17 protein-coding genes are annotated in these 15,916 nt (G+C 45.7%); 11 read left to right on the top strand and 6 right to left on the bottom strand.

Annotated features, from left to right (window positions below; translation table 11 throughout):
• Window positions 1–6: 6 nt before the first annotated feature.
• From JCM10519_RS18005 to JCM10519_RS18015, 3 genes are all read right to left on the bottom strand, one after another.
• Entirely contained in the window at window positions 7–702 is a 696-nt protein-coding gene (locus JCM10519_RS18005; RefSeq protein ID WP_054740866.1) for a DUF624 domain-containing protein, read from the bottom strand.
• 153 nt (window positions 703–855) lie between these two features.
• Window positions 856–2,322, bottom strand: a complete 1,467-nt coding sequence (locus JCM10519_RS18010) for a heparinase II/III family protein (RefSeq protein ID WP_054740868.1) — start codon at window positions 2,320–2,322, stop codon at window positions 856–858.
• Window positions 2,323–2,362: 40 nt separating this feature from the next.
• Window positions 2,363–2,812 carry a heparinase II/III family protein gene (locus JCM10519_RS18015; protein ID WP_347844655.1) on the bottom strand — a complete coding sequence of 150 codons (450 nt, stop codon included), beginning with the start codon at window positions 2,810–2,812 and terminating at the stop codon, window positions 2,363–2,365.
• A 375-nt stretch (window positions 2,813–3,187) separates the two neighbouring features.
• Between JCM10519_RS18015 and JCM10519_RS18020 the strand changes: the two genes are divergently transcribed.
• The 8 genes from JCM10519_RS18020 (at window position 3,188) to JCM10519_RS18050 (ending at window position 8,973) form a co-directional block, all read left to right on the top strand.
• Window positions 3,188–3,898, top strand: coding sequence for an extracellular solute-binding protein (locus JCM10519_RS18020; RefSeq protein ID WP_054740872.1), 711 nt, complete (start codon window positions 3,188–3,190; stop codon window positions 3,896–3,898).
• Window positions 3,810–4,787 carry a hypothetical protein gene (locus JCM10519_RS18025; RefSeq protein ID WP_347844656.1) on the top strand — a complete coding sequence of 326 codons (978 nt, stop codon included), beginning with the start codon at window positions 3,810–3,812 and terminating at the stop codon, window positions 4,785–4,787. The genes JCM10519_RS18020 and JCM10519_RS18025 overlap by 89 nt, the downstream gene beginning before the upstream one ends.
• 25 nt (window positions 4,788–4,812) lie before the next feature.
• Window positions 4,813–5,751 (top strand): ABC transporter permease subunit, encoded by a 939-nt coding sequence (locus JCM10519_RS18030; RefSeq protein WP_054740876.1) that lies wholly within the window; start codon window positions 4,813–4,815, stop codon window positions 5,749–5,751.
• A gap of 13 nt (window positions 5,752–5,764) precedes the next feature.
• Window positions 5,765–6,487 (top strand): ABC transporter permease subunit, encoded by a 723-nt coding sequence (locus JCM10519_RS18035; RefSeq protein WP_054740877.1) that lies wholly within the window; start codon window positions 5,765–5,767, stop codon window positions 6,485–6,487.
• Window positions 6,480–6,650, top strand: coding sequence for a hypothetical protein (locus tag JCM10519_RS31480; protein WP_347844657.1), 171 nt, complete (start codon window positions 6,480–6,482; stop codon window positions 6,648–6,650). The genes JCM10519_RS18035 and JCM10519_RS31480 overlap by 8 nt, the downstream gene beginning before the upstream one ends.
• A 61-nt stretch (window positions 6,651–6,711) precedes the next feature.
• A complete protein-coding gene (locus JCM10519_RS18040; RefSeq protein WP_054740879.1) occupies window positions 6,712–7,239 on the top strand; it encodes a hypothetical protein in 528 nt (175 codons plus the stop codon).
• Window positions 7,224–8,420, top strand: coding sequence for a hypothetical protein (locus JCM10519_RS18045; RefSeq protein ID WP_347844658.1), 1,197 nt, complete (start codon window positions 7,224–7,226; stop codon window positions 8,418–8,420). The genes JCM10519_RS18040 and JCM10519_RS18045 overlap by 16 nt, the downstream gene beginning before the upstream one ends.
• Window positions 8,410–8,973 (top strand): helix-turn-helix domain-containing protein, encoded by a 564-nt coding sequence (locus JCM10519_RS18050; RefSeq protein ID WP_054740883.1) that lies wholly within the window; start codon window positions 8,410–8,412, stop codon window positions 8,971–8,973. Before JCM10519_RS18045 ends, JCM10519_RS18050 begins: the two co-directional genes overlap by 11 nt.
• A 108-nt stretch (window positions 8,974–9,081) precedes the next feature.
• Here JCM10519_RS18050 and JCM10519_RS18055 read toward each other — a convergent pair whose 3' ends face one another.
• The 3 genes from JCM10519_RS18055 to JCM10519_RS18065 are packed head-to-tail and all read right to left on the bottom strand — an operon-like array spanning window position 9,082 to window position 11,466.
• Window positions 9,082–10,413, bottom strand: coding sequence for a heparinase II/III family protein (locus JCM10519_RS18055; RefSeq protein ID WP_347844659.1), 1,332 nt, complete (start codon window positions 10,411–10,413; stop codon window positions 9,082–9,084).
• The gene (locus JCM10519_RS18060) at window positions 10,332–11,102 is read right to left on the bottom strand and encodes a heparinase II/III family protein (RefSeq protein ID WP_054740887.1); all 771 of its coding nucleotides are present in this window, start codon (window positions 11,100–11,102) and stop codon (window positions 10,332–10,334) included. The genes JCM10519_RS18055 and JCM10519_RS18060 overlap by 82 nt, the downstream gene beginning before the upstream one ends.
• The gene (locus JCM10519_RS18065) at window positions 11,059–11,466 is read right to left on the bottom strand and encodes a transposase (RefSeq protein ID WP_347844660.1); all 408 of its coding nucleotides are present in this window, start codon (window positions 11,464–11,466) and stop codon (window positions 11,059–11,061) included. Before JCM10519_RS18065 ends, JCM10519_RS18060 begins: the two co-directional genes overlap by 44 nt.
• 207 nt (window positions 11,467–11,673) lie before the next feature.
• Here JCM10519_RS18065 and JCM10519_RS18070 point away from each other — a divergent pair, with 207 nt between their 5' ends.
• Genes JCM10519_RS18070 through JCM10519_RS18080 form a run of 3 tightly spaced genes read left to right on the top strand, consistent with a single transcriptional unit; the run spans window position 11,674 to window position 15,884 of the window.
• The gene (locus JCM10519_RS18070) at window positions 11,674–11,982 is read left to right on the top strand and encodes a hypothetical protein (protein ID WP_347844661.1); all 309 of its coding nucleotides are present in this window, start codon (window positions 11,674–11,676) and stop codon (window positions 11,980–11,982) included.
• The gene (locus JCM10519_RS18075; RefSeq protein ID WP_054740894.1) at window positions 11,951–14,098 is read left to right on the top strand and encodes a heparinase II/III family protein; all 2,148 of its coding nucleotides are present in this window, start codon (window positions 11,951–11,953) and stop codon (window positions 14,096–14,098) included. Before JCM10519_RS18070 ends, JCM10519_RS18075 begins: the two co-directional genes overlap by 32 nt.
• Window positions 14,099–14,129: 31 nt before the next feature.
• A complete protein-coding gene (locus JCM10519_RS18080; protein WP_054740897.1) occupies window positions 14,130–15,884 on the top strand; it encodes a hypothetical protein in 1,755 nt (584 codons plus the stop codon).
• Window positions 15,885–15,916 lie beyond the last annotated feature (32 nt).

Below are 15,916 nucleotides of genomic sequence, written 5' to 3' on the forward strand. Positions count from 1 at the left end.
GATTATTCAGCAAAGGGAGAACACCATGGAAAGAATCAGTAAATGTCTGCATATCCGTATTCTTTGCCTGCATTCCAAATGAGTGATGGCATCAGGCTGCGATGTACCGTCGAATATCCGGCATAAAAACTTCGAATGCATATAGCATAGGCCGGCCGGTGCGAAGAAAAGCAGAGGTGGAAATGCCAGGAATCCCACCGCCAGAATTAACAGTGACAGCATCAGCATAGCTAGGCTGGAAGGCCAGTGGCAGAGGGCCATGATACAGGAGCTTTTTATGATATGGAAGACAGAGTTCTGGAATTTGGCCAGAACCGCGTACACATACAAATTCATCAGGACAAAGACCAGAGTCAGGCTGAAAAATAGGGTCATTAATATCATGTATCCGATTCCGGTCTGTTCCCCCCGGTAATAGAACACAAAATCAAGGCCCAGAAATAAACCGGCCAGCAGGAGTACGAGCCAGATAATGGCTCCCTGCCTGAGATTCTGCCGAAAAGCGGTGAAGAAGGAAGCTGTTAAGTATCCTTCTTCATTGCGGACGTATTTCAGCGTTATGGAATAAAGCGCGGAGGTTGAAGCCCCTATGGTGACGACCGGCAGACTGCAGACCAGCCATAAGATACTCAGCCACAGAAAATTCAGTGCTTTGCTGGATATACTCCAAAGGGGACTGTTGATTGAAAACAGACCATTCATGAAATTATCTTCCTTTCTTTTAATAAAACTATTTTATTTGCAGGAATAAGTCGAGGGCTCCGGCAAGGTTATCGTGTTCCGCGCAGGAAAGCAGGCCGGCACACAGGCTGTCGCTATCCCCGATTGTAGGAATACCGTCTGTCACATCCAGAATCAGCAAACTCTGCGAGACAGGGCCGATACCAGAATCAGCATCCATGACAGGTGTAAAGTGCACATCGACGATGGTTGACAGCTGATTCCGGTCTTTGACGATTTCAGGACATAAGTCCTCTTTCTGCCAGATATGCAGACTGGGAGCTCCGTTCCATAAAAGCAGGGTAAGAGCGCCGTTTTTTTCCAGAAGGACACTTCGGTCATCAAGCTGACGGTATGATACGTCAGGAAAAAGATTCCACCGTTGTATATGGGACTCGGGAAGCGGTCACCGCCCCGGATACAGTCATGAATCAGAAATCCTTTCTCCCGGCAGACGAGAATTTTTCTGGTATGGCGGCAGAAGGTATAAGCATCATGGTATGCGCTGACAAAACAGCCTTCTGCTCTGGAGGTGAAGTACTCTACGGGAGAATCCGGTCTCATTACGCCCCATTTTAAAGCATAGAACCGGTCATCCTGAACCGGGTTTCCGTAAGCCAGTACCGTATTGTGGAAAGTCATATTATACATATATCCGCGTTGGGGACTTCCTGCCCGGACTGAGTGGTAAAGCTGTCTGGAATGAGGCTCACCGATAAGTTCCTGCCCCCTCATGGAAATAAAGAGTGAAAGCATATCCATGTGGTTATGCCCGGTGTCACCGCAATTCACCTTGGCAGACATTAAAACATAGTTGGCGTCGGCAGAGAAACTGCTTCGGGAACAGAAAAAACCGCTTTTGTCATTGCAGTAATCCAGAGGTATCTTCGGGAGCTCTCCCGTCTGTCCTAACCGGTATTCGAGCAGCTCCCTGCAGGCATCATTGCCCGCGCGGTAAGCACCGTTGGATAAGATCTGGTTCACCCTGGGGCCGCCGTTATCTCCCAGAGACGGAAAACGGTCATGAGGCGGGGCGATACTAGCCAGGATATCGTAGCTGGTCTGAATTCGGCATCCGCTTTCTTCATCCAGAAGCGCTGTACGGTTTAAGTTTCCTAAGTAAATGCCGTTGCTGATCATCTCGCCCAGAGCGGCGCCGCTCCAGTATGGAATAGAATGCTCGCTGTAACCTCCGGCCTCATTGAAATCATCCATGACGTGCTGGCGGACTACCTGGGTACCCCTGCCTTTCATGGCTGCAAGTTCCGGAAACTCAGGAAGCAGGGTAGCCAGCATAAACGGCACCAGACCTCTTTCCCACATATGATGGTTGAATTTCCGGTACGTATCTGTGTCAAACCGGCGGAACTGGATACCTAGGAACCAGATTCGTTTTAGGATTCCAAAAGCCATTTCCGTAGAAATCTCATAAGGAATCCTTGTATAAAATAAACTGAGATAGCAAAGGGTCAGAAACCCGGTACTCATCACATCTCGGTCCTCGGTATGTAAAAAATGAGAGATATCCGGATCGGTAAATTCCAGATCCAAAGGATAATGCTCCCAGAACATCTGAAGGGTTTCTTCGAATTTTTCTAACACTGCCCGGTCCCCTGTTTCATGGTAAAGGACGGCAAGGTATTCAAAAAAACTGTCCCCTTGAAAAGATATCCAGAACCGTGCGGTGTTTTTTGCCTATATCTTCTTTAACATTAAAATGAGGGAGATTCTCGTAGTCAGTCCCCAGCTCGATTTCCACATCCCCGCCCGGACGGACATACACACGCTCCATCATCTTTTTTCCTGCATACAGACAGAACTCTTTTAAGCTGCCCTTTAGTCCTAGAGCCGCCTGGAACAGCTGTGGATCGCTGTCGGTATCGATGGGTTTTAAAGGGAGGCTGCGGTAATCAAAGTAATAAGTTACATTGGTCCGGGTCTGAAAATAAGTGACCAGTTCTTTTTTTGCAAGAAGTGTGTTGCCGGCTTCTAACGAATGACGTACTTCTGAAAGCCCGGGATACGACAGCTGAAGAGCAGAAAATAAATCTTCATCAGTTACTTCCCTTTCCTTTACCGGAATAGTAATCATAGATAAAAATCCTCCTGAATAAATGTTATCTTTATTATAAGAAAAGCCATTTGCAGCTTCAATGACACATTTCTGCAATATGATATCTTCTTGTTGGGTGGTGCGGCAAAAAAACCAAATAAACAAAGGGAATAACATGGATATATGGAAAAGGTATAGAAAAGACGAAGTATATACCGGCTGCAAAAAAAGTGTTATTTTGCAATTTTTTGTGGATTGTCTGGAGGAAAGACATGTGCTATTCTCACATTAATGTACGGCCCATGTGCTCCGCCTTCCTTATACAGACAGGCGCCAGGCTGGGAGTAAATCATGGAGTACTAAATGGGGAGTGAGTAAAAAGGCAAATTTCAAATTATAATGGAGGACGATAAAATGAGAAGATGGAAGAGATGGACAGCGTGCATGATGGCGGCAGCCATGACAGGAAGTATGCTGACTGGATGTGGTTCCGGCCAGACAACTGCATCCGATAAAGGAAGTACAGCCGGGGCGGCAAGTGAGGAGCCGGTTCAAATGTCGTGGCTGACTGGTCAGACCTCCGCAGAGGTGGATGATGACGCGGAAGTAGTTAAGATGATAGAGGAACGCTTCAATATTGATTTAAAAGGTTTTTATGTAGATTCCAATAATTATCAGCAAAATTTAAATGTAAAGTTTGCCGGTGGCGAGATGCCGGATGTTATGGTTATCGGAAGCCCGGCTGATCTGGCTACCTATGTAGAGGGTGGCATTATTGCAGAACTTCCTATTGAAACTATCAGGGAGAAAGCGCCGAACTTCGCAAAATGTGCGGATGAAAACGATGATGGCTCATTGTGGAGTACGATGATCTATAAAGGAAAGAACTATGGGGTTTCCAATCCCATGAGCGTAGTGCCTATGGCCATGTTCTGGAACCAGACTTGGCTGGATAATCTGGGATTGGAAGTACCGGAAACACTGGAAGAATATGAAGAGGTGCTGACCGCATTTGTGGAGCAGGACCCTGACCGCAATGGTAAAAAAAGATACAGCAGGTATGGCGGAACGTGCCATCGGAGCCGTATTCGGTGCATTTGGCCTTCGCTGCGTGACCGGCGGTAATCCAGGCTTCCTGGTAGAGGAAATGCAGCTTGGTGATGATAACGTTCCTTTCTTCCCATATATCCGTCCCGAAGCAAAACAGGCGCTGGAAGTATTAAACAGATGGTATGAAAAGGGAATCATCGACAAGGAGTTCATCACAGGCGAAAATCATGGCGGTTACGCATGGCTGTCTCATTCCTTTATGAACGGACAGATTGGTCTGACAAGCGCTATGCCATATCACTATTTTTACTACAGCACAGATTCTGATGATGTAAACAACCAGGCTATCTGCTTAAAAGAGATGAAGGCACTGAATCCGGAAGCGAAAATTGTAGCAGGACCTGCACCGGTAGGTCCAGATGGAAAATCCGGTACAGAGGCATGGTCAAAAGTAGGCCGCTTAACCTGCCTGACCACACAGGGCGCTTCTGATCCTAGAAAAGTAGATGCATTCCTGGCAATTCTGGATGCTTACTATTCAGATGTAGAATTTATGGAACTGTCAAACTATGGTCTGGAAGGCAAGCATTTCGAGATGGCCGGAGAAACGAGAAAGCGTATTGGAGACGGAGTTGAGCTTCGTAAACAGGGCATTATGCAGGTAGACTTTGGTGACACGATTCTTTATGCGGAGAGTTTAAATGCATCAAAAGTGAAGCTTGGTAATGATATTACAGGAAACGGCTACTATCGCTTTAACGCTCCCGCTACAGAAGAATTTGCCAATGTAAGCGCAACCCTGGATACATTGACTGAACAGGCTTATTTTGACATGATCACAGGTGCAAAACCTCTTGACTATTTTGATACCTTCGTAGCAGAATTTAAGGCAGCCGGCGGAGACACGGCTGAGAAGGCTGTTCAGGAAGCTTATGCGGAGCAGCAGAAAGCGCTGCAGAAATAATGGCTGAACAATTCGGGAGGTAAAGATGACAGTAGCAAAAATAAAAGCAGCCCCCAAAAAGACAGGTTTTTGGGGTAATTTATCACAGTATAAAGAGTATTATATTATGCTGATTCCGGGAATTTTGTTCTTCCTTGTATTCTGCTATGGACCTATGTATGGACTCATCATTGCATTTCAGGATTACTATCCTTTGAAGGGAATTGAAGGAAGTACTTTTGTAGGTCTGAAGCATTTTAAGAGTTTGTTTTCCAATCCATTCTTTTTATCAGTATTGAAAAACACATTAATTATCAGTTTATATAAATTACTGATATGCTTCCCGGCGCCGATTTTTCTGTGCCTGGTATTGAACGAGATTAAACATGTTAAATTTAAAAAGGTGGCCCAGTCCATCTCTTATCTGCCGCACTTTGTTTCCTGGGTTGTAGTCTCCGGTATCATCATCGAGTTTTTATCCCCATCCAGGGGGCCGGTTAATATTCTGCTGCAGAACCTGGGATTTGACCCCGTATTCTTTGTGGGGGAGGCCAGGTATTTCCGCGGAGTTTTAGTGCTTTCCGACATGTGGAAGTCCATTGGCTGGGGCTCTATCGTGTACCTGGCTGCGGTTACCTCTGTCGATCCGGCCCTCTATGAGGCGGCAGAGATGGACGGGGCGGGCAGAATACAGAGAATTCTGCATATTACGCTCCCGGCCCTGGCGCCTATTGTTACGGTTATGCTGATTATGGAGTCCGGCAAAATTCTGAACGACAGCTTTGAGCAGGTATATAACTTCCTGTCTCCGACAACTTATGGAGTAGGTGATGTAATCTCCACCTTCGTATATCGGATGGGTATTCAGAACATGCAGTACAGTTTCACCACAGCAGTTGATTTATTTAAAAATATCATTTCTTTCATGCTTGTCATGCTGACGAACTACATAGCGCGAAGGACAAATGATTACGCATTATGGTAAAGGGGGAGTGGTCATGAACATCATACGAAGAAAAAGAAAAAAATCAGCGGAAGACTGGCTTGTAGACGGAGTCGCATACGGATTTGCGCTGATACTGATGGTATCGATCCTGCTTCCCTTTATGCAGGTAGTCACCATATCCATGAGCCCGGCATCGGTTGTAAATGAAACGGGATTTCATCTGTTTCCGACCAAGTTTAATTTTTCGGGATATGAGCAGATTTCTACAGATCCCAATTTCTGGCACAGCTATCTGATTACCATTTTAAGAACGGTGGCAGGTACGGCAGCGGGAGTGCTGGTGACGGTACTGACAGCCTATCCGCTGGCAAAATCCAATCTTCCTTACCGCAAGTTCCTGATGATGTTCATAGTGTTTACTATGTATTTCTCTGGAGGTATGATACCCAAATACCTGTTGATCAAGGAATTGCATTTAGCGAATAACTTCCTGGTTTATATTCTGCCCTGCCTGATTACGGGATTTGCCCTGATTATCACAAGAAACTTCTTTATGGGGATTCCGGCTGCGCTGGAAGAGTCAGCGAAGCTTGACGGCGCTACAAACTTACAGGTACTGTTTCAGGTGTATTTACCACTGTCCATGCCGGTCATGGCAACGATTTCCCTTTGGTACTGCGTGCAGCACTGGAACTCATGGATGGATAATATGCTGTATGTGTCGAAAAAAAAGTCTGTATGTCCTGCAATATGTCCTGCAGACAATCTTGACTAATGGGCAGACCGCGGATATGGAAGCGGCTGCAGATGTTCTGGTTCATACAGAAACGATGAAGATGGCGGCGTTGGTACTATCGCTGATACCGATCGTATGTACTTATCCGTTTCTCCAGAAATACTTTGTTAAAGGCATGATTGTTGGTTCTGTAAAAGGATAGACAAATATGATATACTAATTAAAAAAAGAGACCGCCAGGTGTCTGTATCAGGAGGTGGGGTATGAAGCACAAAACAACTGTCAGAGGGAAATATCTGCAATCGTCAGTATTTGTGGTGATTTTATGGCTCAACCTGTTCAGCATCGCAGCGGTCTCTCTGTTTAATTATTTTGTATTTCACCGGATGAGCAACGAAGCATATTTAAAAAGTTTTATTGAGTACAACAGCCAGGTGACGGATCTGGCTTTCACCAATATTGATAAGCAAATTATGATGTCCGCCTACCAGACCCCCCAGTTCTACTTTTCTCCCGTGGTGGAGAATGATGACCTTTTGTATCCCCAGGAACAGGATATTTCCGGTTCGCCGGAGAGGGTTCTGGCGCTGGTGGCCGAAATGCGTAGGCTGCAGAAGGTTTATCCCTATGTGAAAAGCATGGATATTTACTATGAAGGTACGGGGACTGTGGTGACCGGCTTTGATAAGGTTCATTTCCCGGAAACTCAGGAGAGGTTTACTCAGTATCTTCCCTGCTTGAGCCGTGGAAAGAGGGCGGGGAGGAGAATGGTTTTATGCACCGATCTATAAACGTGTATTCGGTAGAAGAGCCGGTAATCACGTATGTGGTGAAGCTGACCCAGCACAAGTGGAAGGGAAGCTCCATCTATCTGGGAATCCATATCGCGAAGTCTGCGTTTGGAAAGTATATCAGTGAGCAGGAGGGATCTCTGGCCATTTTAGGGAAAGAGGGGCAGGTCATCTACGATACTCCTTTATATGATGCGGAACGAATGTCAGCGGGTGCCGTTATGGCAGAAGCCCGCAGAAATGGAATCGTATTTGAAAAAGGCGGACAGCCGGTATCGCTGAATGTGAGCGGAGACAGGCAGACCGTGTTTTATACGGTGTCCCCGGACACAGGGCTGTTATATCTTTACCGGGTTGCCGACAGTAACTTCTATCAGGAATATAACGTGACAAAGCGTATGTTTATCATTGGTTATCTGGTGTCAATCGCCTTTAACCTGCTGGTACTTGCCATGATTACCTACTATAATAACACGGCCTATCGAAAACGGATTCAGCAGGTATCCAGGGGGGCGGGGATTGATATCTCACAGGACACCAGAAGCTTTGAGGGAACACTTCAGGTGCTGACCAGTGAAATCAGTTCCCTGCATCAGTCTATCGACTCTTCCAAAGCGCTGCTGTTTCAAAGCGCGGTCCGGTCAGTCATTCTCAATAAAAATCCGGAGATGGGGTATGATAAACTGGAACCCTATCTTACGGGAGACTGTGTATGTACCTTCTTCCTCTATCTCTCGGAAAAAGATGGCAGAAAGCTGTCGGTGGAAAGCCTGCAGGAAGAGTATGCGATTGGAAGCAGACCTTATGAAGTGCTGTTTACAACCATGGAGAACGATGGGCTTGTAGCTGTTATTGTTGCACCTGAGCAGAATATGACGGCAGCCAGAAAAAGCTTCATGAAAGAGATGGGAGTCCGGTGGAATATGTGCCGCATGGTTTCCGGCAGGAATTGCTCCATGAAAAAAGAGGGAGTGAAGGAAAGCTACAGAACTGCGGCTGAAGCTGCAAAATACCGTTATATTTATGTGGAAGAGGCCTGGCTGTCTTACGAGATGCTGCAGCTGGAAAAACGGAAACACTCTGGAAGCCATTTAAAGCTGTTTGAAATCATGGAGCGTGATATTGCAAATGAGAATTTTCTGGATTTTAAAACCCGCATGGAAGCTGATCGTGTCCTTTAAGAGCAGAAATTATGACATCACTTACTGCAATTCCACGCTTCGGGATTTAGTTACTATGTTCTATCACATGATGCAGCAGTATCAGCTGGATATGTGGGTAGTGTTCGGTTATGACATCAGGGAATATTATATGCAGATTCCGGATATTGACGCCTTCCATCAGTGGGGAAATTACCTGGGTGAAAGCATTATCAGAAATATCAGGCATCAGAAGGAATCTGTTGATGTGGATTTAAAGGATAAAATCCTCCGGATCATTGATGAAAACCTGGAGACTTGTATTTCTCTGGATTATCTGGCCGATGAACTGCACATGCGTCTCGACGCGGTCAGCCGTATGTTTAAGCAGATGATGGGCAAAGGATACGCGGAATATATCAAAGAACAGAAATTAAACCGCGCTATCCGGTTGCTGGATGAAGGATACAGTGTCAAAGAAATAGCGGAGCAGTTGGGATACAGCTCTTCCCAGTATTTTATTAAAGTATTTAAAGAGGCGTACGGGATAACGCCACTTCAGTTTAAGAAAAACAGACAGAATAAAGACCGGTGAAACCCTGGATATCTCTGTATGAAGATTTTGAATTAAAAAATAAAGAGGCTGCTTTTTCGATAGATTGTCGCAAACGCAGCCTCTTTGCTGTCGGCATCTCTGTCTGGATCATTTAATAGAAAGCTGGTTATTTAAAAAGGTAAGTTCATAATTCTGGTGGGAGACTGCAAAGGTTACTTTGACTGCTCCATTGACATTTAATTCCTTTTTTATCTCCGTAACCTTCAGGGGGTCCTCGCCGGTGCGGGCCGGTATGGCAACACATACAAATGCACACTGCGCGTCGTTTAAATGCTCTGCCTCAAAATGGGCGATAACGGTATCATGCCAGACATCATTTTTGGTGGAAATCTTGGCGGGAACCAGGGCCGGTTTTAGGCTTGCGTCAGAATAGACAGCAACGCTGGCTTCTCCGGTTAAGGAGTGGGCATAAGAAGCTTCCGTATTGACCAGAGCAACGGGTGAGTCCATATGGAAATTAATCTGAACGCTGGTGTCAGGGAGTACATGATCCAGAATATCGAGAACCAGAAGGAACTTCTGATCAACGATGGCGACTGCGCGTTTATGCAGTGTTGGCCGGTAATTACTGTGTTCAGCCACGGAGTAGATCAGCCGGTCGGTCTGTTTTACTGCCAGAATGTCTCCGGGCTGCTGCTCTCCATATTGCCAGGAAGAGATGTATTCCCAGGGATTTTTATTGTTTAAGGTAAGGCAGTTGTGCCAATGAGCCGATTTTAATTTCTTTCTGTTCTCGTCATCCTTGTAATAATAGATGGCGGGATCACCCAGAAGGCAGCGGCCGTAAGCGGTAAATTCAAAGCCTGCGGGATCTATATGGGCATGATTATTCTGGATAGGAGTACGGCAGGCAAACATGACATATAGTGCGTCATTGGACCAGTCGGTTCGTAAAAACACCTGTTTCAGCTGCTTCTGCCAGGAGATGACGGGCAGATCCGGCATTGTCTTTTTAGTGGTGATGCGCTCAATCTGCTTATGCAAGTCATATAAGTCCGGAACTTCCCAGATATAGGGAGCCATACCCGCCAGAAGTTCATCCATGGTGTAATAATAATGGGCGTTTTCCATGTAGGAAGGGTCACCGAAGGCCATATAGTGGCAGAAAGCGCCGGTAGACAGTGTGCTGCTGTAGGTGTGGCTGTCGCCCCAGGAAGAATTGCCGCCGCAGGGACGGGTGGCGTGGGCAGAATATTCTACCATCTTTCCAAGTCTTGTCTTATAGGCGTCAGAGACGGTAAACCCGTACTTTCCCGAAAGTAGAAGGGGGAGGCAGAACCAGTAAGCAGAGCTGTTGTGGTAGGAGGCGCAGCCTTCAATCTGCCCGCCGCCCTCGGTTATCTGAGCATTGATACTCCGGTCCATCTCATGAAGTGCGTGCTTCTGCCAAAGTTCAGAATCCTTAAACTCAGGGAACATGGAGCTAAATATAAAAGCCCGTTGTTTTCCATCAGATAGTGGTTATGGTCCGCGTTGGGCCACAGCTTCGGCGCCACCAGATAGAGAATCTGAGCGTGTTCATAAGCGCTTGTTAAGTAAGCTTCCAAAAATTTCTCATTGATAAAGCCGCCGCTTATTAAATGATGGATGACCCACGGCCAGGTTCGATACATGCGGATTCCCACTTCAAGAGAGCGCCAGATTCCCTGGTTGCATGCACAGCCGTCAAAATCTTCGACTGCCAGTTCGCCGTTGGCGCGGTAGAGCAGCTGGGAAGGCAGTCGTCGATCCAGTGGTAGAATTCCCTGATGATTTTTTTCTGCATAGCGCCGGTCGCCGGTGTAGGAATATGCTTCCGCCAGGAAACGCCAGTGGTCCATGCGGTTTAGCTGATAGGTGTATTCATCATAATCAAAGATGTTCTCATGCCATTTTACCGGATCTCCGATAAAATGAAGAGAAGAGCAGCCGGGAAGAATCATGCGGCCCTCCAGGCTGTTATCAGCCTGTTTGATCCTCGTCTCGCAGACTTGTGGGAAGAGCTTACGGATAATAGCTCCTCTTTCGGCAAATGTCATGCCATTTAAAAATTTTTCTTCGCGTTTCTTCAAATTCCTCAGAACATCACTTACGGACATGCCGTCCTTTAGTACCTCTGTAATATGCATCCCTGTTTTTGCCGGTCTCTTTTTGAGGCCGGTCTCCTTCCTGTCTGATCTTTTTGTGAAGCTGAATTTGATTCAAATTCAGTATAGCAAAAGGAGTTTTACGGTGACAATAACAGGTTTTTGTAAAAGTATACCATGCCCACATTTTTAGATGTTTTATGTGTCTACTTGACAGGAGGCAGTTCATTTTTGAGCGCAGTTTATTTATGTTATATTCCATACTCAGCAGAAGAAGTTCAATTTTTACATTGGTTTTTCCACATGTCAGAAATCTCTTGAATCCATAATCGTATTTCAATACTCCAAAGGCTCCTTCTGCCTGAATCAAGCGATTCATTTGATACCGGATTCCTTCCTTGCTCATAGTACGGTACTTTCGAGGCTTTTTACGCCAAATTACAAAAAAGTGTTATTTCACATTTTTTTGGTTATTGTGCCTGTATATCTTCCATGATAAGTTTGATTTACCAGATGCCGATACGATCTGTCAATAAAACACCATGGATAGTTGAGAGAAAGAACCGGCACAAATAAGGAAAATTTAGAAAAAGGATGGGAAAGGGGTTCGCAAATGAAAGGACAATGGGAAAGGGCTGTGGGCAGTCTGTTGCTGATTGCCGCTATGGTAATTTCTTCTACAAACATCAGTTTTGCGACAAATGAAGCAGTGGCGGGTACGGCGGCGCAAGCAAGTGCTCAGACGGAGGCTGAGAGAAAAATACTGCCGGCAAGTTTTGGTATGCCGTCCACCTACCCGGTGAAGGGGGAGCACCCGCGGGTAATGTTTTCAAAAAAAGGATATTCCTGCTATACGGGCCAACATGACTGGAGCCGAGGGTGCGCCGGCTATGAGGGAATTGGAGAAGCTGCTGGCAACTGATGCAGACGGTATGCTGCCCGAAGAATTGACAGGGGCTGGATCCAATCTTGATTATGAGGTTTTTGCGATCATTGAGGCATATGCCTTTGACTATGCGCTTAACGGGAATGTGGAAAATGGGAAAAAGGCGGTTACAGCTACCAGGAATTTAGTGAATACATTTAAATATAATCCCAAGGCGTCAGATGTGGTAAGAGAAAAGGGCTCCACTATCTATCTGTCTGCACTGGTCTATGACTGGTGCTATCCTTTGATGTCGGCAGAGGATAAGAGGCTTTTTGTGGATCATGCGGAAAAGCTGGCGGCCACGATTACTGGTATGGGCGGCTGGCCCATGACCCAGGTATACGCCGTTCACGGGCACAATTCTGAGACCCATATCCAGCGGGATCTCCTGGCGTTTTCCATTGCCTGCTATGATGAATATCCAGATATTTACAATCTGGTGGGCGGCTATATCATGAACGGCCTGGTTGAAACTAAAAACTGGTGGTATCGTTCTGGCACCTACCATCAGGGCCTGGGATATAATCCCCTAAGGTTTGCCGTGGAGCTGCAGGCCGAGTTCCTGTTTTACCGGATGAACGGAACAAAGCTGTATAGTGATGATATGGGAAAAGTACCCTATATGCTGGTATATAACAACAGACCTGACGGCCGTTCCTTTCCGGAAGGGGATACAAATGGAGATTCCCTGGTGGGCAAGATACCTACCTGGACAAGAGGGGATATGCCCCATTTATTGTATGCTTCTTCCATTTGGGACGACGGATATCTGAAAAGTGAATATGAGAGGTGCAGCAACGGATATAAATTCTTTTCGTATAATAATTTTCATCCTTTGCTGACACCAACTAATTTCCTGATTGTTAACAATCCATATGTGGTTTCCAAGCCCAAGACCCAACTTCCTCATACCAGGCTCTTTGGCTCACCCAATGGTCTGATGGTAGCCAGAACCGGTTTAAACGAAGGTGTGGAGTCTTCCGATGCAATTGTTTGGGCTAAAATTGGAGAAACATATGTAGGAAATCACGCCCATCTGGATTCAGGAAGTTTCCAGATTTATTATAAGGGACAGCTTGCCTGGGATATCGGCCGTTATGACAGTTTTGGGTCTCAGCATGACGCCAACTTTTCCAAGGAGACAATTGGGCATAACTCTCTTCTGATTTATGATCCGGATGAAAAAATGGTAAGCAATACAACCATACCGGCTCCCAGGAATTCTGGCGGACAGCGGAGAGAGGCTGCAGAACAGAAAGTGCTGGCTGACCTTTTGGATGAAAAATCACATAAGGCAAATCTTCTTGCAATGGAATATGGGGAAGACCCCAAGGAACCGGAATATTCTTACATAAGCGGCGATCTGGCACCAGGATATTCCAACAAGGTATCGGAAGTAAGACGTTCTATGCTGTTCATGCCTACAGGGATTGAAGAAAAGCCGGCAATCTTCGTGGTAATGGACAAGGTGACGGCACGAAAACCATCCTTTAAAAAAACCTTCCTGATGCATTCACTTCAGGAACCAAAGGTAGATGGCAATGTTATCGAAATAAAGAGAGATACCATTGGCTATAACGGAAAACTGACAATGCAGACCCTATATCCCCAGAATGCACAGATTACAAAGGTAGGCGGACCGGGACGCCAGTATTGGGTGGTAGACAGAAATTACCCTCCAAAGGGCGGTAAATACTATCAAAACTACGACAGCTACTACAGTTCCGAGCATGGCTGGGGACGTGTGGAAATCAGTCCATCCAGAGAATCGGCAACGGACTATTTCCTGAATGTGATGTATGTATCCGACGCTAACAATCAGTCTCCGGTGGATAAGGCGGTTTTGATTGAAACTGAGGATATCTTGGGTGCAAGAATTTTTGATAAGGTAACCTTATTTGCTAAAAATAAGGAGCGCCTGACCAAGGACATATCTGTTACAATTCCGGGAGAAGGGCAGGTTGCGGTGACGGTTGCAGGAATCTCTGAGGGAGAATGGAGCATTACGGATGAACAGGGCATATCCCAGAAGAAGACAGCGAAAAAAGAAGGCGGTATTATTTACTTCACAGGACAGGCAGGTACCTATCATTTGCAGCTGAACAAATAAAATATTCTATCAGGAGAAAAGGAAATTATTTATGAAGAAGCAGACAAAATTAATAATGGCCCTTTCCACATCAGCAATGTTATCGGCCATTGCAGTGCTGACATCCTTTGCAGCCAGTGGCTGGATAGAGGAAAACTGCGGCTGGGCATATTATGAGGAAAATGGAGAGAGAGTAACCGAAGACTGGGTCAAATCCGGAAATGACTGGTTTTGGATGGACAGCAGCGGACAAATGGCCGCGGAGCAGCTGTTAGAGATTGATAATAATTATTATTACCTTCAGCAGAATGGAGCCATGGCTCATGACCAATGGGTGGCCCTTGACAATAAAAATGCGGACCAGGAGGGTGAACCAGAGCAGTATTGGTACTATTTTCAAGATAATGGAAAAGCTTGCAAGAGACCTGACAGCGCATCCTCCGGTTCCATAAAGACCAAAGAAATAGATGGAAAGAAATATACATTTGATGCAGAAGGCCGGATGCTTTATGGCTGGGTATCAGATGGAGAACGTCAGACCGGTGAGGATGCATGGAAAGACTGCGATTATTATTTTGGCCCGGAAGGTGATGGGGCAATGCGTCGTGGCTGGGATCGGATCCGCGTGGAGGCGGATCCTGAGGACGAAATGATGCCCGGTGATGGTTTGTGGGATGATGAGCAGCAGGAAAGATGGTTTTATTTCTCCTCATCCGGTAAAAAAACGAGGGGTAAGCCAGATCGGCTTGTACAAAAAACAATCGATGGACAGAAATACGGATTTGATGAATGTGGGCGTATGATTTCTTCCTGGTACGCGGATCCGGATCTTATTACAACGGACATCTATGATAAGAACGTGAGCGCGGAGGAAAATTTAACTGCAAGGCAGGGAGGCTCCTTATATACAAAGGAATTTATGTATTTTGGCAGCCCGGAATCAGGAGCGCGATACAGCAAGGGATGGTTTAGAGCTACTCCAAGCCGTTACCTGATGGAGTCTAAGCATTTAGATAATGAAACTTATTCGTACTATGCGGATGGCGATGGAAATCTTTATGCAAATGAAATTCGTACCATTGACGGTGAGAGATATGGGTTTGACAATTATGGCAGACTGATAAGCGGTCTGGTGTGCCTGGAGATGGAAGACAAAGGAACATCCAGCCGAATTATAAACACATGGTACCAGGACAAAGAGGGGCGTGAATTTTCTGACGAAGAGAAATTTGAAGAATTATTAGATTATGAAAGGCGCGTTGGCGGATACCTGAGAGAAAGTTTCGCTGATGAAATATATAATCACAAAAGGCGTTTTTATTTCTTTAGCGGGCCAAATAGCTCTGCTCTGACGGGAAAGCAGATAGTAAAGCTGGGTGATCAGTCCTTTGAGTTTATGTTTGAAGACAGCGGTTATTTAAAAGGAAGCGGTGTAAATGGGAAAAAAGATGGCAGGCTGTACAGGGCAGGCTGGCAGCTTAAACCGGAAGAGGGACAGAAGTATGCTATTATCAGGCAGGAAACGGTATCAGAGGAGAATCCTCATACAAATGTTTTATTTAAGTATAAAAAGCTTGATAAGATGGAAGTTGAAGATTTCATTGCAGAGGTATGTAATTCAGGTATTTATAATGAAAAAAAGGAAGAAACTGTGTGGACTGTAAGGTACGATCCGCCAGGTGTGAAGTATTATCTAATCGGTCCCGATGGTGATATTGTTAAAAATAAGAAAAATGCAGTGGATGTAGATGGCTATGAATTCAGGGTGAATAGTGAGAAGATTCAAAGCATTACAGTGGAAGAGTAGATTAAGGAGAAAATGCAGATGAACGGGATACG

The organism is Clostridium sp. NkU-1 (assembly GCA_001312405.1).

What these genes read in the sequence shown, in the direction of transcription:
- JCM10519_RS18060 (WP_054740887.1), bottom strand. Translation starts at nt 11,102, where the DNA reads ATGCATATTACAGAGGTACTAAAGGACGGCATGTCCGTAAGTGATGTT.
- JCM10519_RS18025 (WP_347844656.1), top strand. Translation starts at nt 3,810, where the DNA reads ATGGTAAAAAAAGATACAGCAGGTATGGCGGAACGTGCCATCGGAGCC.
- JCM10519_RS18055 (WP_347844659.1), bottom strand. Translation starts at nt 10,413, where the DNA reads ATGTTCCCTGAGTTTAAGGATTCTGAACTTTGGCAGAAGCACGCACTT.
- JCM10519_RS18065 (WP_347844660.1), bottom strand. Translation starts at nt 11,466, where the DNA reads ATGAGCAAGGAAGGAATCCGGTATCAAATGAATCGCTTGATTCAGGCA.
- JCM10519_RS18040 (WP_054740879.1), top strand. Translation starts at nt 6,712, where the DNA reads ATGAAGCACAAAACAACTGTCAGAGGGAAATATCTGCAATCGTCAGTA.
- JCM10519_RS18015 (WP_347844655.1), bottom strand. Translation starts at nt 2,812, where the DNA reads ATGATTACTATTCCGGTAAAGGAAAGGGAAGTAACTGATGAAGATTTA.
- JCM10519_RS18005 (WP_054740866.1), bottom strand. Translation starts at nt 702, where the DNA reads ATGAATGGTCTGTTTTCAATCAACAGTCCCCTTTGGAGTATATCCAGC.
- JCM10519_RS18020 (WP_054740872.1), top strand. Translation starts at nt 3,188, where the DNA reads ATGAGAAGATGGAAGAGATGGACAGCGTGCATGATGGCGGCAGCCATG.
- JCM10519_RS18045 (WP_347844658.1), top strand. Translation starts at nt 7,224, where the DNA reads ATGCACCGATCTATAAACGTGTATTCGGTAGAAGAGCCGGTAATCACG.
- JCM10519_RS18035 (WP_054740877.1), top strand. Translation starts at nt 5,765, where the DNA reads ATGAACATCATACGAAGAAAAAGAAAAAAATCAGCGGAAGACTGGCTT.
- JCM10519_RS18030 (WP_054740876.1), top strand. Translation starts at nt 4,813, where the DNA reads ATGACAGTAGCAAAAATAAAAGCAGCCCCCAAAAAGACAGGTTTTTGG.
- JCM10519_RS18080 (WP_054740897.1), top strand. Translation starts at nt 14,130, where the DNA reads ATGAAGAAGCAGACAAAATTAATAATGGCCCTTTCCACATCAGCAATG.
- JCM10519_RS18075 (WP_054740894.1), top strand. Translation starts at nt 11,951, where the DNA reads ATGAGGGAATTGGAGAAGCTGCTGGCAACTGATGCAGACGGTATGCTG.
- JCM10519_RS18070 (WP_347844661.1), top strand. Translation starts at nt 11,674, where the DNA reads ATGAAAGGACAATGGGAAAGGGCTGTGGGCAGTCTGTTGCTGATTGCC.